The sequence below is a fragment of the Kitasatospora sp. NPDC059646 genome, assembly GCF_042734615.1.
In the GTDB taxonomy this organism is placed as follows: domain Bacteria; phylum Actinomycetota; class Actinomycetes; order Streptomycetales; family Streptomycetaceae; genus Kitasatospora.
Map to the genome: position 1 here is coordinate 1 of NZ_JBHWDS010000018.1, position 16,615 is coordinate 16,615.

The 16,615-nt window shown below is 73.4% G+C and carries 17 protein-coding genes and 1 riboswitch; of the genes, 11 read left to right on the plus strand and 6 right to left on the minus strand.

All coding sequences use genetic code 11. The features are described 5' to 3' along the window. The 4 genes from ACFV1L_RS15180 to ACFV1L_RS15195 form a co-directional block, all read left to right on the plus strand. Window positions 1-980 (plus strand): diguanylate cyclase domain-containing protein (locus ACFV1L_RS15180; RefSeq protein ID WP_380366011.1); only part of this gene is annotated, 980 nt, incomplete at its 5' end. Window positions 981-1,055: 75 nt separating this feature from the next. Then, window positions 1,056-1,985, plus strand: a complete 930-nt coding sequence (locus tag ACFV1L_RS15185; RefSeq protein ID WP_380366013.1) for a hypothetical protein — start codon at window positions 1,056-1,058, stop codon at window positions 1,983-1,985. 118 nt (window positions 1,986-2,103) lie between these two features. Continuing rightward, a complete protein-coding gene (locus ACFV1L_RS15190; RefSeq protein WP_380366014.1) occupies window positions 2,104-2,526 on the plus strand; it encodes a hypothetical protein in 423 nt (140 codons plus the stop codon). Window positions 2,527-2,627: 101 nt separating this feature from the next. Beyond that, window positions 2,628-3,581, plus strand: coding sequence for a hypothetical protein (locus ACFV1L_RS15195; protein WP_380366016.1), 954 nt, complete (start codon window positions 2,628-2,630; stop codon window positions 3,579-3,581). Window positions 3,582-3,585: 4 nt separating this feature from the next. Here ACFV1L_RS15195 and ACFV1L_RS15200 read toward each other — a convergent pair whose 3' ends face one another. From ACFV1L_RS15200 to ACFV1L_RS15215, 4 genes are all read right to left on the minus strand, one after another. Next, window positions 3,586-4,443: a ketose-bisphosphate aldolase gene (locus ACFV1L_RS15200; protein WP_380366018.1), complete on the minus strand. Its 858-nt coding sequence runs from the start codon at window positions 4,441-4,443 to the stop codon at window positions 3,586-3,588. Between the two features lie 93 nt (window positions 4,444-4,536). Next, complete coding sequence (nagA, locus tag ACFV1L_RS15205) at window positions 4,537-5,712, minus strand: N-acetylglucosamine-6-phosphate deacetylase (RefSeq protein ID WP_380366019.1); 1,176 nt, start codon at window positions 5,710-5,712, stop codon at window positions 4,537-4,539. Then, entirely contained in the window at window positions 5,709-6,641 is a 933-nt protein-coding gene (locus ACFV1L_RS15210; protein WP_380366021.1) for an ROK family protein, read from the minus strand. Before ACFV1L_RS15210 ends, nagA begins: the two co-directional genes overlap by 4 nt. A 126-nt stretch (window positions 6,642-6,767) precedes the next feature. Beyond that, window positions 6,768-7,688 carry an SIS domain-containing protein gene (locus ACFV1L_RS15215; protein ID WP_380366022.1) on the minus strand — a complete coding sequence of 307 codons (921 nt, stop codon included), beginning with the start codon at window positions 7,686-7,688 and terminating at the stop codon, window positions 6,768-6,770. A 175-nt stretch (window positions 7,689-7,863) separates the two neighbouring features. On the opposite strand from ACFV1L_RS15215, the gene ACFV1L_RS15220 reads away from it, so the two are divergent. The 4 genes from ACFV1L_RS15220 to otsB all read left to right on the plus strand — a co-directional run bounded on the left by ACFV1L_RS15220 (window position 7,864) and on the right by otsB (window position 11,206). Further along, entirely contained in the window at window positions 7,864-8,652 is a 789-nt protein-coding gene (locus tag ACFV1L_RS15220; RefSeq protein ID WP_380366023.1) for a DeoR/GlpR family DNA-binding transcription regulator, read from the plus strand. A gap of 148 nt (window positions 8,653-8,800) precedes the next feature. Next, the gene (locus ACFV1L_RS15225) at window positions 8,801-10,063 is read left to right on the plus strand and encodes an extracellular solute-binding protein (protein WP_380366024.1); all 1,263 of its coding nucleotides are present in this window, start codon (window positions 8,801-8,803) and stop codon (window positions 10,061-10,063) included. Window positions 10,064-10,088: 25 nt separating this feature from the next. Then, window positions 10,089-10,319, plus strand: a complete 231-nt coding sequence (locus ACFV1L_RS15230; protein WP_380366025.1) for a DUF3263 domain-containing protein — start codon at window positions 10,089-10,091, stop codon at window positions 10,317-10,319. A 41-nt stretch (window positions 10,320-10,360) separates the two neighbouring features. After that, window positions 10,361-11,206, plus strand: a complete 846-nt coding sequence (gene otsB / locus ACFV1L_RS15235; protein WP_380366026.1) for a trehalose-phosphatase — start codon at window positions 10,361-10,363, stop codon at window positions 11,204-11,206. A gap of 15 nt (window positions 11,207-11,221) precedes the next feature. On the opposite strand, the gene ACFV1L_RS15240 is transcribed toward otsB, so the two are convergent. Then, a complete protein-coding gene (locus ACFV1L_RS15240; RefSeq protein WP_380366027.1) occupies window positions 11,222-12,688 on the minus strand; it encodes a trehalose-6-phosphate synthase in 1,467 nt (488 codons plus the stop codon). A gap of 178 nt (window positions 12,689-12,866) precedes the next feature. Then, a complete protein-coding gene (locus ACFV1L_RS15245; protein WP_380366028.1) occupies window positions 12,867-13,865 on the minus strand; it encodes a glucosyl-3-phosphoglycerate synthase in 999 nt (332 codons plus the stop codon). A gap of 139 nt (window positions 13,866-14,004) precedes the next feature. After that, a riboswitch (SAM riboswitch) is annotated at window positions 14,005-14,133 on the plus strand. A gap of 17 nt (window positions 14,134-14,150) precedes the next feature. Between ACFV1L_RS15245 and thrC the strand changes: the two genes are divergently transcribed. The 3 genes from thrC (at window position 14,151) to ACFV1L_RS15260 (ending at window position 16,532) form a co-directional block, all read left to right on the plus strand. Beyond that, window positions 14,151-15,431 (plus strand): threonine synthase, encoded by a 1,281-nt coding sequence (thrC, locus tag ACFV1L_RS15250; RefSeq protein ID WP_380366029.1) that lies wholly within the window; start codon window positions 14,151-14,153, stop codon window positions 15,429-15,431. A gap of 29 nt (window positions 15,432-15,460) precedes the next feature. Next, entirely contained in the window at window positions 15,461-15,739 is a 279-nt protein-coding gene (locus ACFV1L_RS15255) for a MoaD/ThiS family protein (protein ID WP_380366031.1), read from the plus strand. Between the two features lie 586 nt (window positions 15,740-16,325). Further along, window positions 16,326-16,532, plus strand: a complete 207-nt coding sequence (locus ACFV1L_RS15260) for a cold-shock protein (RefSeq protein WP_014137493.1) — start codon at window positions 16,326-16,328, stop codon at window positions 16,530-16,532. Window positions 16,533-16,615: the final 83 nt, after the last annotated feature.

A 16,615-nucleotide genomic window follows, 5' to 3' on the forward strand; every position in this document is an offset into this window, starting at 1 on the left:
ACCACCCCGCCGACCTGTACGTGGTGCTGCGCACCCGCGCGGTGGGCGGCGGGGCCGAAGTGAGACTCTCCCGCGGGGAGGGCGGCCACCTGTGGGTCTCCCTGCCCAACGGGGTGGTCGCCGACGCCGCCGAGGGCCCGAGCTTCCTGCTCACCCACGTCGAGGACATCGAGGACCGCAAGCGGCACGAACTCCAGCTCGCCCACCGGGCCAGCCACGACGCCCTCACCGGCCTGCCCAACGGCGCCGAACTGCGGGCCCGGCTCGCCCGCCGGCTCTGTTCCCGCCCCGGACTGCCCGGCCAGCCACTGCCGCCCGGCGCCGCGCACCAACCGCCCCACGCCGCCCAGGACGGGCCGGCGGCCCCCGCCGCCCCCGCCGCCCTCGCGCACGGCTACGCGGCCCCGGACGAGGCCCTGGAACGCGACCGCGAGGCCTTCGCCGCGGGCGAGGTGCTCCGCCACGACGGCACCCCCGCGCACCACGTGCACGCCGTCGTCCCCGCCGACCCGGCGCACGGCGAACTCTGGCACGGCCAGCGCCGGGCCGCCCCCGACAAGGGCCTCGCCGTCCTCTACTGCGACCTCGACGGCTTCAAGCTGGTCAACGACCGCTACGGCCACAACGCCGGCGACGCCGTGCTGATCGAGATCGCCCGCCGGCTCCAGCAGGTCGTCCGGGAGGGCGACACGGTCGCCCGGATGAGCGGCGACGAGTTCGTGGTGCTGGCCGACGCGATCGGCCGCGAGGAGGCGAAGGAGCTCGCCGGGCGGCTGCGCAGCGCCATCCTCCCGCCGATGCGGATCGACAACCGGGTGGTCCGGGTCGGCGTCAGCCTCGGCATCGGCTGGGCCGGCTGCGGCATGAGCATCGACGAGGTCCTGCACTCCGCGGACGAGCGGATGTACGACGAGAAGCGCACCCGGGGCGGCGCGGCCCGCGGCTCGCGCGGCGAGCGCTCGCACCGCCGGGCGGGCTGAACCGTTTGTTCCGTCCTCGGCGGCGGCAGGTAGGGTGCCCTGGGTACGAGAGCATCCAGTACTGGGGAGTTGACCGTGACCACGGCCGGCAGCAACGGCGGCGCGCCCGACGGCGCGGGCGAGGACGACCCCTTCGCGTACCTGTACCGCCCCGCCGAGGGCGAGCAGCCCGCACCCGAGCGGCCCCGCACCGGCTACAGCCGCCCGATGGAGGTCGGCCGCGCCCACTACGGCGAGCGGCCCGCCCACCCGCAGACCCCGCCGCCCGCCGGCCCCGTCGCCGCGCCCGGCCAGGAGACCGCCGCGCTCCCGCAGCAGTCCCGGTACGCCGAGCGCTCCCGGCCCCGGCCCGGCGAGGACCGGCCGGCAGGCCGCGGCAAGGCCGCCGTGATCGGCGCCGTCGCGGTGGTCGCCGCGATCGCCGTCGGCGCGGGCGTCGCGCTGTCCACCGGCGACCCGGACGGCGGCAAGAACCAGGCCTCCCCCACGCACAGCCCGACCGCCCCGGCCGCCCCCCAGAGCGCGGCCCCCTCCAGCGCGGCGCCGAGCCCCAGCGCGCTCTCCGGCGGGACGGACGTCGCCGACGCCGCAGGCATGAAGCTCAGCGGCGGCAGCGTCGTCGCCACGCAGGTGGCGGGCGCGAAGGGAGCCGGCGGCAAGTACGTCGACGGCCTCCGCACGGTCGGCGCGTCGGTCTCCTGGGACGTCGACGTGCCCGCCGCCGGGTCGTTCCAGATCTGGCTGCGCTTCAACAACAGCGGCCCGAACGCCACCGCGACGGTCGCGGTGGACGGCAAGCCGACCTACACCCCGATAAAGCTGAACAACTACAGCCCCGGTCTGCCGCCGGAGAGCTCCTGGTACTCGTCCTGGGTCAGCGGCACCGTCGCCCAGCCCGGCCACCACACCATCTCGGTGACCTGCCAGGCCGACAACCAGTGCGGCTTCCTGCTCGACCAGATAGCTGTCACCCCGAACGGGACCTCCAAGGTCCAGGGCTGGTAGTCCGGCCCGGTCACCGGCCGATCATGTCCGCACGAACCTTCCCCGGTGGGCCGTGCGGACTTTATGATCTTGGTCCGGCGGGCGCTCGGCGAGAGCGCCCCTGATCGGAGGGGACTACATGCGCTTCAAGCGGACGGTCGCGGCACTGGCGGTGGCCGCGGGAATGGCGGCCAGCGGGCTGGTTGCCGCAACGCCGGCCTCGGCGGACATGGCGGGCGCCGACTGCGGGGGATCCGGTGCCTTCGTCTGCCTGTACTACAGCCCGCGGGCCAGCGGGTACGGCGCGGTGTTCAAGCAGGGCGGCGACATCGCGAACTACTCGGGCTACACCTTCTCGTGCAGCCACTTCGGCTGCTCCGGTGCCGGCCAGCCCGTGCGCAACAACGCGGCGGCGATGGACAGCAGCCTGACCGTCGGCTTCACGGTGTACTACAGCGTCAACTACGACTGCAGCTACTCGTGCCAGAGCATCCCCGCCTACGGCCTGGCCGACCTGAACGGGTCGATGCGCAACAACAACGCGTCGGGCCGCACTTCCTGACACCGCGACGAGCGCCGGGCCGTCCGATTCCGCGCGGATCGGACGGCCCGGTCCGTTGGTGCGCCATGCCTGACCGGTCGATCGATCCGAGAGGAGCACGGGTGTCGCGACTGCGCCGCCTCGCCACTGCTGTTGCCTTCCTGCCGATGCTGGCCGCGGCCGCCTGCGGCGGCCCGTCCCCGGCCCCGGCGGCCGACGCGGGGACGCCTTCCGCGGTGCCCTCCGTCGGGCAGGTGCCCGTACTCGATTCGGCCAACGACCGTCCGCTGCCGCTGGATTCCTATTTGCTGACCCCCGCGCAGGAGGCGTTGGTGATCGGCACGCAGCAGCGCCTGCTGGCGCAGTGCGCCGCGCGGTTCGGGCTGACGTACACGATGCCGGACGCCGTTCCGCGGGACAGTGACGCCCCGACGACCCGGGTGGACGGACGTTACGGTCACCAGAGCGCCCGGTTGATGGCGGTGTGGGGCTACCACCCCGAGGGCGGGCTGCGGGCGGGCCAGAACCGGTGGAGCGCGGGGGTGGACACCACCCTGCCCGGGGCTGCCGCGGCCATGACCGGGTCGGACGGCTCCGGCAGCAAGTTCGGGCCCGGCGGCCAGGTCGTCAACGGCCAGGTCGTACCGGATCACGGGTGTGCCGGGGAGGCCATGAAGGCGTTGACCGGCTCGCTCGGAGGGCGGCTGGGCAACGCCCAGATCGCGGAGGACCTGAAGCTCGACACCCTGCGGCGCTCGCAGGACGATCCGCGGACCCGGGCCGTGTTCGCGCTGTGGTCGGCGTGCATGAAGGAATCCGGCTTCGACTACCCGGACCCGGTGGCGGCACTGACCGATCCGGAGTGGTCGCGGACGCCACTGCCCGGAGAACACGAACTACGGGTGGCCCGGGCCGACGCGGAGTGCCGTCACCGCCACAACGTGGTGGGTGTCTGGTACGCGGTGGACTTCGCCGCCCAGGAGCAGGCCGTCCGTGAGCACGCCGATGCCTTGGCGGCGGCCCGGGCCGCCGTGGCGGCCCAGGTCGCCGCGGCGCAGCGAGTGGCGTCGGGCTGAGGGGTCAGCGGGCCGCGGCGACCACCCGGGCCAGCTGTTCGACGGTGCGGGTCATGGCGTCCCGGGCGGCGGTGAGGTACTTGCGCGGGTCGGTGGTGTCCGGGCGGGCCGTCAGGTGGTCGCGGACGGCGGGGGTGTAGGCCAGGTTGAGGGCCGTGCCGATGTTGACCTTCACCATGCCGGCCGCGACGGCCGCGGCCAGCTGCTCGTCGGGCACGCCGGAGCTGCCGTGCAGGACCAGCGGGACGGGGACGGCGGCGGCCAGTTCGCCGATCAGCGCGAGGTCGAGGTCGGCGGTGCGCGAGGTCATCGCGTGCGAGGAGCCGACGGCGACGGCGAGCGCGTCGACGGCGGTGTCGGCGACGTAGCGGGCCGCCTCCGCCGGGTCGGTGCGGGCGCCGGGGGCGTGCGCGGACAGCGGCGGCTCGCCGTCCTTGCCGCCGACCCGGCCGAGTTCGGCCTCCAGGTGCAGGCCGTGGCGGTGCGCCCAGGCGGCGGCCTCGGCGGTGGCCTTGACGTTCTCGTCGTGCGGCAGCGCGGAGGCGTCGAACATCGCGGAGGAGAACCCGGCGGCGGGGGCCGCGCGCAGCAGGTCGAAGTTCTCGACGTGGTCGAGGTGGAGCGAGACGGGCACCCGGGCGGCGGCGGCGATCTCCGCGCAGGCCCGGGCGATCGGCAGCAGGCGGCCGCCGCGGTAGGCGATCGCGTTCTGGCTGAGCTGCAGCACGACGGGCGTGCCGACGGCTTCGGCGCCGGCGGCGATCGCCTCGGCGTGCTCCAGCGTGATCACGTTGAAGGCGGGCAGTCCGCGCCCTTCGGCGGCGGCGGACGCGAGCAGGTCGGAGGTGGGGACGAGCGGCAAGGGGGTCTCCCGGTCGGGGTGAGCAACGAGGCGCAGGTTCCGCTGCTCACCCCCACGCGTGCGGGAGCGACCGGGGGACGGCCCCCAGCCGGGTCAGGCCGGGTTGCCGGCCCTGGTGAAGCGGTCCGCGCCGACGATCCACTCGCCGCGGCGCATCACCGCGGCGAGCTCGTAGGTGTCGGAGTCGAGGACGACGAGGTCGGCGTTCTTGCCTGCCTCCAGGGTGCCGAGGGTGTCGGCCAGGCCCATCAGCCGGGCCGGGACGGTGGACAGCGAGGTGACGGCCTGGTTCAGGGAGAGGCCGAGCACGGTGACGGCGCGCCGGAAGGCGACGTCCAGGGTGAGGGTGGAGCCGGCGATGGAGCCGCCCTCGACGAGGCGGGCCACGCCGTCCTCGACCCGGACCTGGAGCGGGCCGAGCGGGTACAGGCCGTCGCCCATGCCGGCCGCGCCCATCGCGTCGGTGATCAGCGCGACCCGGTCGGCGCCGGCCGTGCCGTAGGCGAGTTCGAGCACCGACGGGTGCAGGTGGATGCCGTCGTTGATCAGCTCGACGGTGACCCGCTCGTCCTCCAGCAGCGCGACGATCGGGCCCGGGGCGCGGTGCTGGATGCCCGGCATCGCGTTGAACAGGTGGGTGGCGACGGTGGCTCCGGCGTCGATCGCCTCCAGGGTGACCGCGTAGTCGGAGTCGGTGTGGCCGACGGCGGCGATGATGCCCTGCTCGGCGAGCATCCGGACGGACTCCAGGCCGCCGGGCAGCTCCGGGGCGAGGGTGAACATCTTCGCGTGGCCGCGGGCGGCGTCGGCGAGCTTGCGCACCAGCGCCGGGTCGGGGTCGCGCAGCAGGTCGGGGCGGTGGGCGCCGCACCGGTTGTGCGAGATGAAGGGCCCCTCGAAGTGGATGCCGGCCAGCACGCCGTCCTCGACGAGTTCGGAGAGGACGGCCGCCTGGCGGCAGACGTCGTCGATCTCGCCGGTGACGGTGGAGGCCATCGTCGTGGTGGTGCCGTGCTCCAGGTGCGTGCGGGCGGCGGTGAGCGCCTCCTCGGCGCTCCCGGAGGCGTAGCTCGCGCCGCCGCCGCCGTGCACGTGCAGGTCGACGAAGCCGGGGACGACGGTGTACCCGGTCAGGTCGAGGTCGCCGGCCGCGGTCTCGCCGCCGAGGTCCGCGATGCGCGGCCCCTCGACCGTGAGCCGGCCGCCTTCGATCACCCCGCCGGGCAGGACCAGTCGGGCGCCGGCCAGTGCAGTTCGGTCCGCGGTCACGCGGTCACCTCCATGGAGAGCAGATCCCAGGCGAGCAAACCGGCGCCCAGGGACGCGGCGGTGTCTTTGAGCATGGCCGGAACGACCTTCGGGGGCATCTGGAAGGTCAACCGCTCGGTCACCGCGGCGCGCAGCGGCGTGAAGAGGGTGTCACCGGCCTCGGCCAGCCCGCCGCCGACGATCACCGTCGACGGGTCGAGCAGGCTCTGCGCCAGCACGATGCCGTCGGCGAGGGCGTCCACCGCGTCCTGCCAGACCTCGACGGCCGCCGGGTCGCCGGCCTCGACGGCCAGCGCGCAGGCGGCGGCGTCGGCGTCCGGGTCGCCGGTGGCCTCGGCCCAGGCCCGGGACACCGCGGAGGCGGAGGCCAGGGTCTCCAGGCAGCCGCGGGCGCCGCAGCCGCAGAGCGGGCCGCCGGGGCGGACCACCACGTGTCCGATCTCGCCGCCGTAGCCGTGGGCGCCGGCCTCGATGGATCCGCCGATGCCGATCGCGCCGGCGATGCCGGTGCCGAGCGCGATGAACAGGAACCGGTCGACCCCCCGGCCGGCCCCGATCCGGCCCTCGGCGAGGCCGCCGGAGCGGACGTCGTGGCCGAGGGCGACCGGGATGTTGCCGAGGCGCTCGCCGAGCAGCTTGCGCATCGGCAGGTCCCGCCAGCCGAGGTTGGCGGAGAAGACCGCGATCCCGTTCTTCTCGTCGATCGTCCCCGGCACGGCGACGCCTGCCGCGAGGGGGGCGGCACCGAACCGGGTGCGGCCCTCCTGCGCCAGGTCGGCGGCGAAGTCGAGGATGGTGGCGACGACGGCGTCGGTGCCGTGCTCCCGCCCGGTCGGTCGGCGTGCCTCGTACAGCACGGAGCCGTCCTGGGCGACCAGCGCGGCCTTCATGCCGGTGCCGCCTACATCGAGTGCGATGACGTGCTTCACGGGGGACAGTTTCCCTTGGCCGAGTCGAAGAGGTCTAGTCCAGTTGCTCGATTGGTCTGGTCCTGGGAGGTGAGGTTTATCGCTCTTTGGCGACTCCTGGGGGTTTTGCCGGACCGGGGCGGGCGGTCAGGACAGGATGATCGAGCGGGTCAGGTTGCGCGGCTCGTCCGGGTTCAGGCCGCGGTGCGCGGCCAGTGCGACCGCCAGCTTGTGCACCCGCACCAGGTCGGCCAGCGGGTCCAGGCCGCCCGCGCCGGAGTCGGCCACCAGCCGCCCGCCGACCGCCGCCACCTCGTCCGCCAGGCCGACCGGCAGCGCGCCGAAGGCCCAGGCGGCGCGGCCGGGGGCGGTGATCGAGATCGGGCCGTGCCGGTACTCCATCGCCGGGTACGCCTCGGTCCAGGCGAGCGCCGCCTCGCGCATCTTCAGTCCGGCCTCCTGGGCCAGGCCGTTGGTCCAGCCCGCGCCGAGGAAGGAGATCTGCTCCAGCTCGACCAGCTCCTGCGGCACCTGCCAGGCGACCGCGCGCTCGGCGTCCGCGGCGGCCTCGGCGACGGTGGCGACCCCGGCGGGGCGGGCCTCCTCCAGCTCCAGGTGGGCGCGGAGCAGGGCGAGCACGGTGGTGGCGAAGCGGGTCTGCACCACCGAGCGCTCGTCGGCGAAGCCCAGGTCGATCAGGTGGCCGGCGGAGGCGGCCACCGGCTGGTCGGTGCAGGCGGTGATCGCGGTGCTCGGCAGGTCGGTGTCGGCCAGCAGCCGCAGCACCTCGGTGGTGGTGCCGGAGCGGGTGATCGCCAGCACCCGGTCGTAGCGGCGGCCGTGCGGGAACTCGGACGCGGCGAAGGCGTCGGTCTCGCCGTGGCCGCCGGACTCGCGGAGCGCGGCGTACGCCTGCGCCATGAACCACGAGGTGCCGCAGCCGACCACGGCCACGCGCTCGCCGCGCTGCGGCAGGCCGGCCGGGCCGCTCGCCGCCAGCGCCGCGGCGGTGCGCCAGTTCTCGGGCTGGGTGGCGATCTCCTCGCCGGTCAGGGACGGGTGCGGCATGGGTGCGGACTCCTTCGACGGTATCCGGGCGACGACACAGGAAGTGTGCGCAAATCTGATTGATTTATAGCCGTTTCGCGCATCACTGCGCAATGCACTGGCGACGACCCGGTTGTGCGAAGCTGTCCGGACCGGCCGCGGGGCGCGCGGTGGCGAGCGCGGGAGGAGCGGAACGATGTCCAGGTACGAGCGGTGGAACGCGCTGCTGGAACTGCTGGCCGAGCACGGCAAGTTGGACGTCGAGGAGGCGGCCGCCGCACTGGACGTCTCGGCCGCCACCATCCGGCGCGACCTCGACCAGCTGGCCCGCCAGCAGATGGTCACCCGCACCCGGGGCGGTGCGGTGGCGCACAGCGTCTCCTACGATCTGCCGCTGCGCTACAAGACCGCCCGGAACGCCGACGCCAAGCAGCGGATCGGCGCCCTGGTGGCCGGCCTGATCGCCCCCGGCGAGGTGGTCGGCCTGAACGGCGGCACCACCACCACCGAGGTGGCCCGCGCCCTCGCGGTCCGCCCCGACCTGGCCGAGCACCCCGAGAACGGCCAGAGCCTCACCGTGGTCACCAACGCGCTCAACATCGCCAACGAGCTGACGGTCCGTCCGCAGGTGAAGATCGTCGTCACCGGTGGCGTCGCCCGCCCGCAGTCCTACGAGCTGATCGGTCCGCTGGCCGCCCAGGTGCTCGGCGAACTCGCTCTGGACACCACGGTGCTGGGCGTGGACGCGATCGACGCCGGGCACGGCGCCACGGCCCACCACGAGGGCGAGGCGGCGGTCAACCGGCTGCTCGCCGAGCGGGCCCGCCGGGTGGTGGTGGCCGCCGACTCCTCCAAGCTGGGCCACCGCGCCTTCGCCCGGATCTGCGGCCTGGACCGGGTGGACACGCTGGTCACCGACGACCAGGTCGAGGACGGTCTGGCGGCCGCCTTCGCGGACGCCGGCGTGACGGTGCTCAAAGCGTGAACGTCCCATTACCGGACAGTTCTTGATGATGTGTCACGCTGAGCGAAACACGATCTGACACTTCGATAACTCCGTCCCCACAGGTGTGGACCACTACCTGGAGCGGCTGTCAGGGTCACGCTGTCACCCTCCTGAAGGCGGTCCATCTGTGAAGCGATCAGCGCTGCTCCCCCTGCCCATCGTCGGGTCCCTGCTGCTCACCGGCTGCGGTGCCCTGGACATGTCGGGGGGTGTCACGCTCAGCCTGGTCGCAGCCGACTACGGCGACAACGAGACCAACTCCAGCGCGATCTACTGGAACGACCTCGCCCGCCGCTTCGAGGCCGCCAACCCCGACATCAAGATCCGCGTCGACGTGGTCGGCTGGACCGACATCGACAAGCACATCGCCGACCTGATCGCCAAGGGCAAGACCCCCGACGTCGTGCAGACCGGCGGCTACGCCGACCAGGTCGCCGCCGACCGCCTCTACCCGGCCGGCGACGTGCTCTCCATCGACACCCAGGTCAACATCCTGGACTCGTTCGCCAAGGCCGGACAGGTGCTCGGCAGCCAGTACGGCATCCCGTTCATCTCCTCCAGCCGGGTGTTCTTCTACAACAAGGACATCTTCGACAAGGCCGGCATCACCGCCCCGCCCACCACCTGGGACGAACTGCGCCGCGACGCCGAACTGGTCAAGGCCAAGGCCCCCGGCGTCATCCCGTACGCGCTGCCGCTCGGCCCCGAGGAGGCCCAGGGCGAGTCGATGATCTGGACCATGAGCGGCGGCGGCGGACTCTCCGACAACGCCGGCAACTACACCATCGACAGCCCGCAGAACCGTTCCACCTTCAACTGGCTGCGCACCAGCCTGGTCGACAAGCGCCTCACCTACGACGACCCCGCCAAGGTCGACCGCAAGACCGCGTTCGCGGACTTCGCCGCCGGCAAGGTCGCCATGCTCAACGGCCACCCCGGACTGGTCAGCAAGGCCGTCGCCGGCAACATCAAGTACGGCACCGCCGCGATCCCGCGCAAGGACAAGACCGTCAAGCCCGCCACCCTCGGCGTCGCCGACTGGATGATGGCGTTCAAGGAGAACGGCCACCGGGCGGAGATCAAGAAGTTCCTCAACTTCGTCTACAAGAAGGAGAACACCCTCAAGTTCGACGAGCAGTACAACATGCTGCCCGTCACCCAGGACACCCTCGACGAGATGTCCGCCAACCCCGCCCACAAGGACCTCACCGAGTTCCTCAACGCGCTGCCGAACGCCAACTTCTACCCGCTCGGCGACCCGTCCTGGGACAAGGTCTCCAGCATGCTCAAGCAGCGCATGGGCGAGGCCGTGAAGCCCGGCGGCGAGGACGTGCTCGGCGAGCTCCAGAGCGCCGCGGCGGCCGAGGCCTCCCGGGCCCGCAAGGGCTGACAGCCGCCGCGACTAGCCTGGACGCATGGCCGAACTGACCGACCGCGACCGGGCGGTACTCGAACTGGAGGCACGCGGGTGGCGGACCGCCGGCGCCAAGGAGCAGGCGATCCGGCAGGAGCTCGGCATCTCCGCCACCCGCTACTACCAGCTCCTCAACGCCCTGCTCGACCGGCCGGAAGCCCTCGCCCACGACCCCGTCCTGGTCAACCGGCTGCGCCGGGTCCGGCAGACCCGGCGCGACGCCAGGCAGTGAGACGCGCCCGCGGACGGCCGGCGCCGGGTAGCGTCTGGGGCATGGGAATTGCTGAGCAGATCACGTCCCAGGCAGGTCGGACCGGACTGGCGGGCCTGCTCGCCGACCCGCGCTCCGCGGTCGTGGGACTCGACTTCGACGGCACGCTCGCGCCGATCGTCGCCGACCCGGAACAGGCCCGCGCCCACCCCGGCGTCGTCCCCGCCCTCACCGCGCTCGCCCCGCTGGTCGGCTCGGTGGTCGTCGTCACCGGGCGGCCCGCCGCGACCGCCGCCGCGTACGGCGGCTTCGCCGACACCCCCGGCCTCGAACACCTCACCGTCCTCGGACACTACGGGGCCGAACGCTGGGACTCCGGGCGCGGCGTCAGCGCCGCCCCGCTGCCGCCCGGCGTCGCCGCCGTGCGGGCCGAACTCCCCGCGCTGCTCGACGAGTTGAAGGCGCCCGAGGGAACCTTCGTGGAGGACAAGGAGCGCGCGCTGGCCGTGCACACCCGGCGGGCGGACGACCCCGACGGCACGCTGGAACTCCTCCGCGCACCCCTGGCCGAGCTCGCCGCCCGCCACGGCCTGATGGTCGAGCCCGGCCGGATGGTGCTCGAACTCCGCCCGCCCGGCGTCGACAAGGGCACCGCCCTCCGGGAGTTCCTGGCGGAACGCCGGGCCGGCCCCGTGCTGTTCGCCGGCGACGACCTCGGCGACCTCGCCGCGTACGCGGAGGTCTCCCGGCGCCGGGAGCAGGGCCACCCCGGTCTGCTGGTCTGCAGCGGGCCGGTCACCGGCGAACCCCCCGTCCGCGAACTCGCCGACCGCGCCGACCTGGTGGTGGCGGGGCCGGCGGGCGTGGTCGACCTGCTCACGGAGCTGGCCGAGCTGCTGCGGGGGTGACGGCGGGCGCCCCTGTCACAGCGCCCCCAACTGGTCGAGGAACCACTGCTGCGGCGGCAGCGCCGTCGCCGCAGCAGCCAGTCGCCCGGTGCGCTCGGCGCGTTCGGCCGCGGGCATGTCGAGGGCCCGGGCCAGGGCGTCCGCGGTGGCGATGACGTCGAAGGGGTTGACGGTGATCGCGTCGTCGGCCAGCTCCTCGTGGGCGCCGGCCTCGCGGGACAGGACCAGGGCGCAGCCGTGGTCGGAGACGACCGGGACCTCCTTGGCGACCAGGTTCATGCCGTCGCGGATGGGGTTCACCAGGGCGACGTCGGCCAGCCGGTACGCGGCGAGGGAGCGCGGGAAGTCGTCGTCGACGTGCAGCAGGACCGGCTGCCAGTCCGCGGTGCCGAACTCGGCGTTGATCTCCTCGGCGATCCGCCGCACCGCCGCGGTGTACTCGCGGTACTCGGCGAGGTCGGTGCGCGAGGGGTAGGCGAAGGCGATGTGGACGACCCGGTCGAGCCACTCGGGGCGGCTGCGGAGCAGGTGCCGGTAGGCGAGCAGGCCGCGGACGATGTTCTTGCTGAGCTCGGTGCGGTCGACCCGGACGATCGTGCGGCGGTCGCCGACGGCCTCCCGCAGCGCGGTGAGACGCTCGTCGACGTCCGGCCGGTGGGCGCGTTCGCGCAGGAACTCGCCGTCGGCGCCGAGGCCGTGGACGCCGAGCCGAGTGGTGCGGCCGGCGTGGGTGACGGTCAGGGCGTCGCGGTCGACGTCGGCGCCGAGGAGGGCCTCGCAGCAGTCGGCGAAGGCGAGCGCCCAGCGGCGGGTGAGGAAGGCGGCCCGGTCGGCGCCGAGGATGCCTTCGAGGACGTCGGCGGCGACGTCATCGGGCAGCAGCCGGTAGTAGTCGGGCGGGGCCCAGGGGGTGTGCGAGAAGTGGCCGATGCGCAGGTCGGGGCGGAGGGCCCGGAGCAGCGCGGGGGCCAGCGACAGGTGGTAGTCCTGCACCAGGACGGCGGCGCCGGGGGCGGCCTCGGCGGCGAGGGCCTCGGCGAAGGCGGTGTTGTAGGCCCGGTAGGCGTCCCATTCGGTGCGGAAGTCCGCGTCGAAGGCGGGCTGGACGGGGGTCCGGTACAGCAGGTGGTGGACGAACCACAGGGTGGAGTTGGCGACGCCGTTGTAGGCCCGGGCGAAGGTCTCCGGGTCGATGTCGAGCATGCGGACGGCCTGTCCGCCGACGTCGTGGCCGGCCCGGTCGAGGCGTCCGTCGGGCGCCTTCCGGGCGGCGGTGCGGTCGGCGTCGGAGAGGGCGGCGCAGACCCAGACGGCGTTCGGGTCGTCGATCGCGGAGAGCCCGGAGACCAGGCCGCCGCCGCCTCTGCGGAGGCTCAGCGTGCCGTCGTCCTCCGTGCGGAAGGACACCGGCCCGCGGTTGGAGGCCACCAGGATCGGGGCGGCTCCGGACTGCTGGGGGCGTTCGGACGCGTGATCGGCCATACAGCCAACCTTGCCGTGTGATCAGCGGACCAAACCACCCGGCGCGGCCCGCACCGGGTGAACACTCGGGGTCGGCCGCCGCCGGCGCGGCCGCTCGGCGAACGCGGCGGGCCGGGCACGGCGGGCGGGAGGCGGTGCCGGGGCGGGCTTCCGCGCCGGGGCGGACGCGGGTGGGCGGTCAGCGGTTGCGGTACTCCGGGACGGTGGTCATCGGGGGGCGTTCGGTGGCCGGGACGGGGTGGGTGCGGGGGGTGAAGCCGGTGGGGGTGCGGGTGTACTGGGTGAGGAGGGGGCGGACCAGGTCGGGGTCGGCCTTCAGGCGGTGGGTGCGGTCGAGGCGTTCCAGCGCGGTGCGGTAGATGGTGGCGGCCATCCGGCCGAGGGCCTGGCCGTCCTGGTGCCGGTGGTGCCGGACGCCGACGTCGACCTGGGCCAGCGCGTCCAGCCCGACCAGTTCCAACGCATCGACCAGCAGCCCGAGTTCGACGCCGTAGCCGGTCGGGAAGGGCAGCCGCTCCAGCAGGCTGCGGCGGGCCGCGTACTCGCCGCCGAGGGGCTGGACGAAGCCGGCCAGCTGCGGCCAGTGCAGGTTGAGCAGCGGGCGGGCGACCAGTTCGGTGACCCGGCCGCCGCCGGCCGGGACGACCGCCCCGTCGGCCTCGAACGGGCGGTCGTACATGGCCTTGACCAGCTGCAGGGCCGGGTCGGTGAGCAGCGGGCCGACGATGCCGGAGACGAACGCCGGGTCGAACTCGCGCAGGTCCGCGTCGACGTAGCAGACGATCGCGCCGCTGCTGGCGAGCAGCGCCCGCCACAGCACCTCGCCCTTGCCGGGGGCGGCGGGCAGCCGGGGCAGGATGGCGTCCCGGTGCACCACCCGGGCACCGGCGGCGGCCGCGGCGGCGGCGGTGCCGTCCACCGAGCCGGAGTCGACCACCAGCAGCTCGTCGACCAGCGGGACGCGCTCCATCAGCTCGGTGCGGATCGCGGCCACGATCTCGCCGACGGTGGTCTCCTCGTCCAAGGCGGGCAGCACCACGCTGACGGTGCCGGCGGTGCCGGCGGCGCGCTTGGCGGCGAGCAGCAGGTCGAGTGGCCGGTCGGCGGCCGTCCAGGACCGGCGGCGCAGCCAGTCGGCCACCTCCGGCAGTACCCCGGGCTCGGGCTGGTCGGCCAAGATCTCGCTCCCTGTCTCGGTCCGTCTCGGGTGTCGGACGGTCGGGTTGGACGGCACGGGCCTTCGGTTACAGTCTTCGTACTGCGCTCGGACCTTCGCACGCCGGGGTCGCTCGCAGCGTACGACCACAACTTCACAGAGCTCATCCAGAGGGACTGAGGGAACGGCCCGTTGACGTCCCGGCAACCCTCCCGCGCGGCCTCGCAGGCCCGGCGGGACAGGTGCCAATTCCGGCCCGGGCGCGACCGCGACCCGGGGAAGATGAGGAGAAAGGGCCTCGCCACCATGGCTGTTGACACCCCCGCACCCGTCGCCGTCGACCTCGGTCCGGCCACCGCGCTGTCCTGTCGCGAGTGCGGCACCCGCTTCCCGCTCGGCCCGAGCTTCGCCTGCCTGGAGTGCTTCGGCCCGCTGGAGATCGCCTACGACTACGCGGGCTACGACGCCGACGAGCTGCGCAAGCGCATCGAGGCCGGCCCGGCGTCGATCTGGCGCTACGCGCCGCTGCTGCCCGTCCCCGCCGACGTGGCCGGCAAGCCGAACCTGAACCCGGGCTGGACGCCGCTGGTGAAGGCCGACAACCTGGGCCGCGAGCTGGGCTTCACCGCCCAGCTGCACGTCAAGGACGACTCCGGCAACCCCACCCACTCCTTCAAGGACCGGGTGGTGGCCTGCGCGATCGAGGCCGCCCGCGCGTTCGACTTCACCACGCTGTCCTGCTCGTCCACCGGAAACCTGGCGGGTGCGGTGGGCGCCGCCGCGGCCCGGGCCGGCTTCAAGTCCTGCGTGTTCATCCCGCACGACCTGGAGCAGGGCAAGGTCGTGATGGCCGGGGTGTACGGCGGCGAGCTGGTCGGCATCGACGGCAACTACGACGACGTGAACCGGTTCTGCTCGGAGCTGATCGGCGACCCGGCCGGCGAGGGCTGGGGCTTCGTCAACGTCAACCTCCGCCCGTACTACGGCGAGGGCTCCAAGACCCTGGCGTTCGAGATCTGCGAGCAGCTCGGCTGGCGGCTGCCCGAGCAGATCGTCATCCCGATCGCCTCCGGCTCCCAGCTCACCAAGATCGACAAGGGACTGCAGGAGCTGATCAAGCTCGGCCTGGTCGAGGACCGGCCGTACAAGGTCTTCGGCGCCCAGGCCGAGGGCTGCTCCCCGGTCTCCGCCGCCTTCAAGGCCGGCCGCGACGTGATCAAGCCGGTCAAGCCGGACACCATCGCCAAGTCGCTGGCGATCGGCAACCCCGCCGACGGCCCGTACGTGCTCGACATCGCCCGCCGCACCGGCGGCGCCGTCGAGGACGTCACCGACGCCGAGGTGGTCGAGGCGATCAAGCTGCTGGCCCGCACCGAGGGGATCTTCGCCGAGACCGCGGGCGGCGTCACCGTGGGCGTGCTGAAGAAGCTGGTCGAGACCGGTCGGCTGGACCCGTCCAAGGAGACCGTCGCGATCAACACCGGCGACGGCCTGAAGACCCTCGACGCGGTCGCCGACTCCGGCATGACCGCCGTGATCCGCCCGACGCTGGAGTCCTTCCGCGCCGCCGGCCTCGCCTCCGCCTGAACCCCCCCACGTCCGAGGAGCCACCCATCATGAGCGCCACCGTCCGCATCCCCACCATCCTCCGCACCTACACCGGCGGCGCCGCCGAGGTGACCGCCGAGGGCGGCACCCTGTCCGCCGTGATCGCGGACCTGGAGGCGAACCACGCCGGCATCGCCGCCCGCCTGCTGGACGACACCGGCAAGCTGCGCCGCTTCGTCAACGTGTACGTCAACGACGACGACGTGCGCTTCGCCGACGGCCTGGAGACCGAGATCAAGGACGGCGCCTCGGTGTCGATCATTCCGGCGGTCGCCGGCGGCTGCTGACGCCGCCCCGCGCATTCGCCCCGCCGCCGCCAGGCCCGGAATTCGGATTTCCGGCCCGCCTGGCGGCGGTTCGGCGCAGCGGCCCGGCCGGACCCGCCCGCCGGCCCTTTGCCGGGCCGGGCACCTGCGGTTTCCGGCCCGGCGGGTCGCTGGAATTCCGGCACCTGCGGGGGAGTAGAGTGCCGGTCGGGCCGTTCCCCGCCAAGGCCCGTTCCAATCCTCGTTTTTCACCGCACCGCACCTCGCGCAGGCTCCGTTCCGTCCCGCGCTCCGAGACATGCGCGGACCGCTTACCGCCCGTCCTGTCAGGCCGCCGTCAGAATTCTTCCGGCAATTTGCGGTGATACGTCCGTTATGTCCGGTGGCAATTGTCGCGCCCCATACCTTTCGCCCCGTCATATCCCCTGCGGGGCCCGGCCTTTCCGTGAAATTGGGGCCTGTTGCAGAGGGCGCATATCCGGATACATTCAGCCGCGACAGAGGCTGCGCCGTACGGGGGGGAGTCCCCACAGGCCGGCCTTCCAGACCTCCGGGTCCGCGTCCCGCGGATCTCTGAAGGGCCAGCACAGCACAAGGGGAGTTCGGAATGGCTCAGGGCACCGTCAAGTGGTTCAACGCCGAGAAGGGCTACGGCTTCATCGCGGTCGACGGTGGAGCGGACGTGTTCGTCCACTACAGCGCGATCCAGATGGACGGCTACCGCACCCTGGAAGAGGGCCAGCGGGTCGAGTTCGAGATCTCGCAGGGTCAGAAGGGTCCGCAGGCCGACATGGTCCGGGCCGCCGGCGCCTGACGGCTCCGGTAGACCGCACACACGCAGATACAGACGGCAGGTCCGTCCCCGGCGCGACGCGTCCGGGGCGGGCCTGTCGGCGT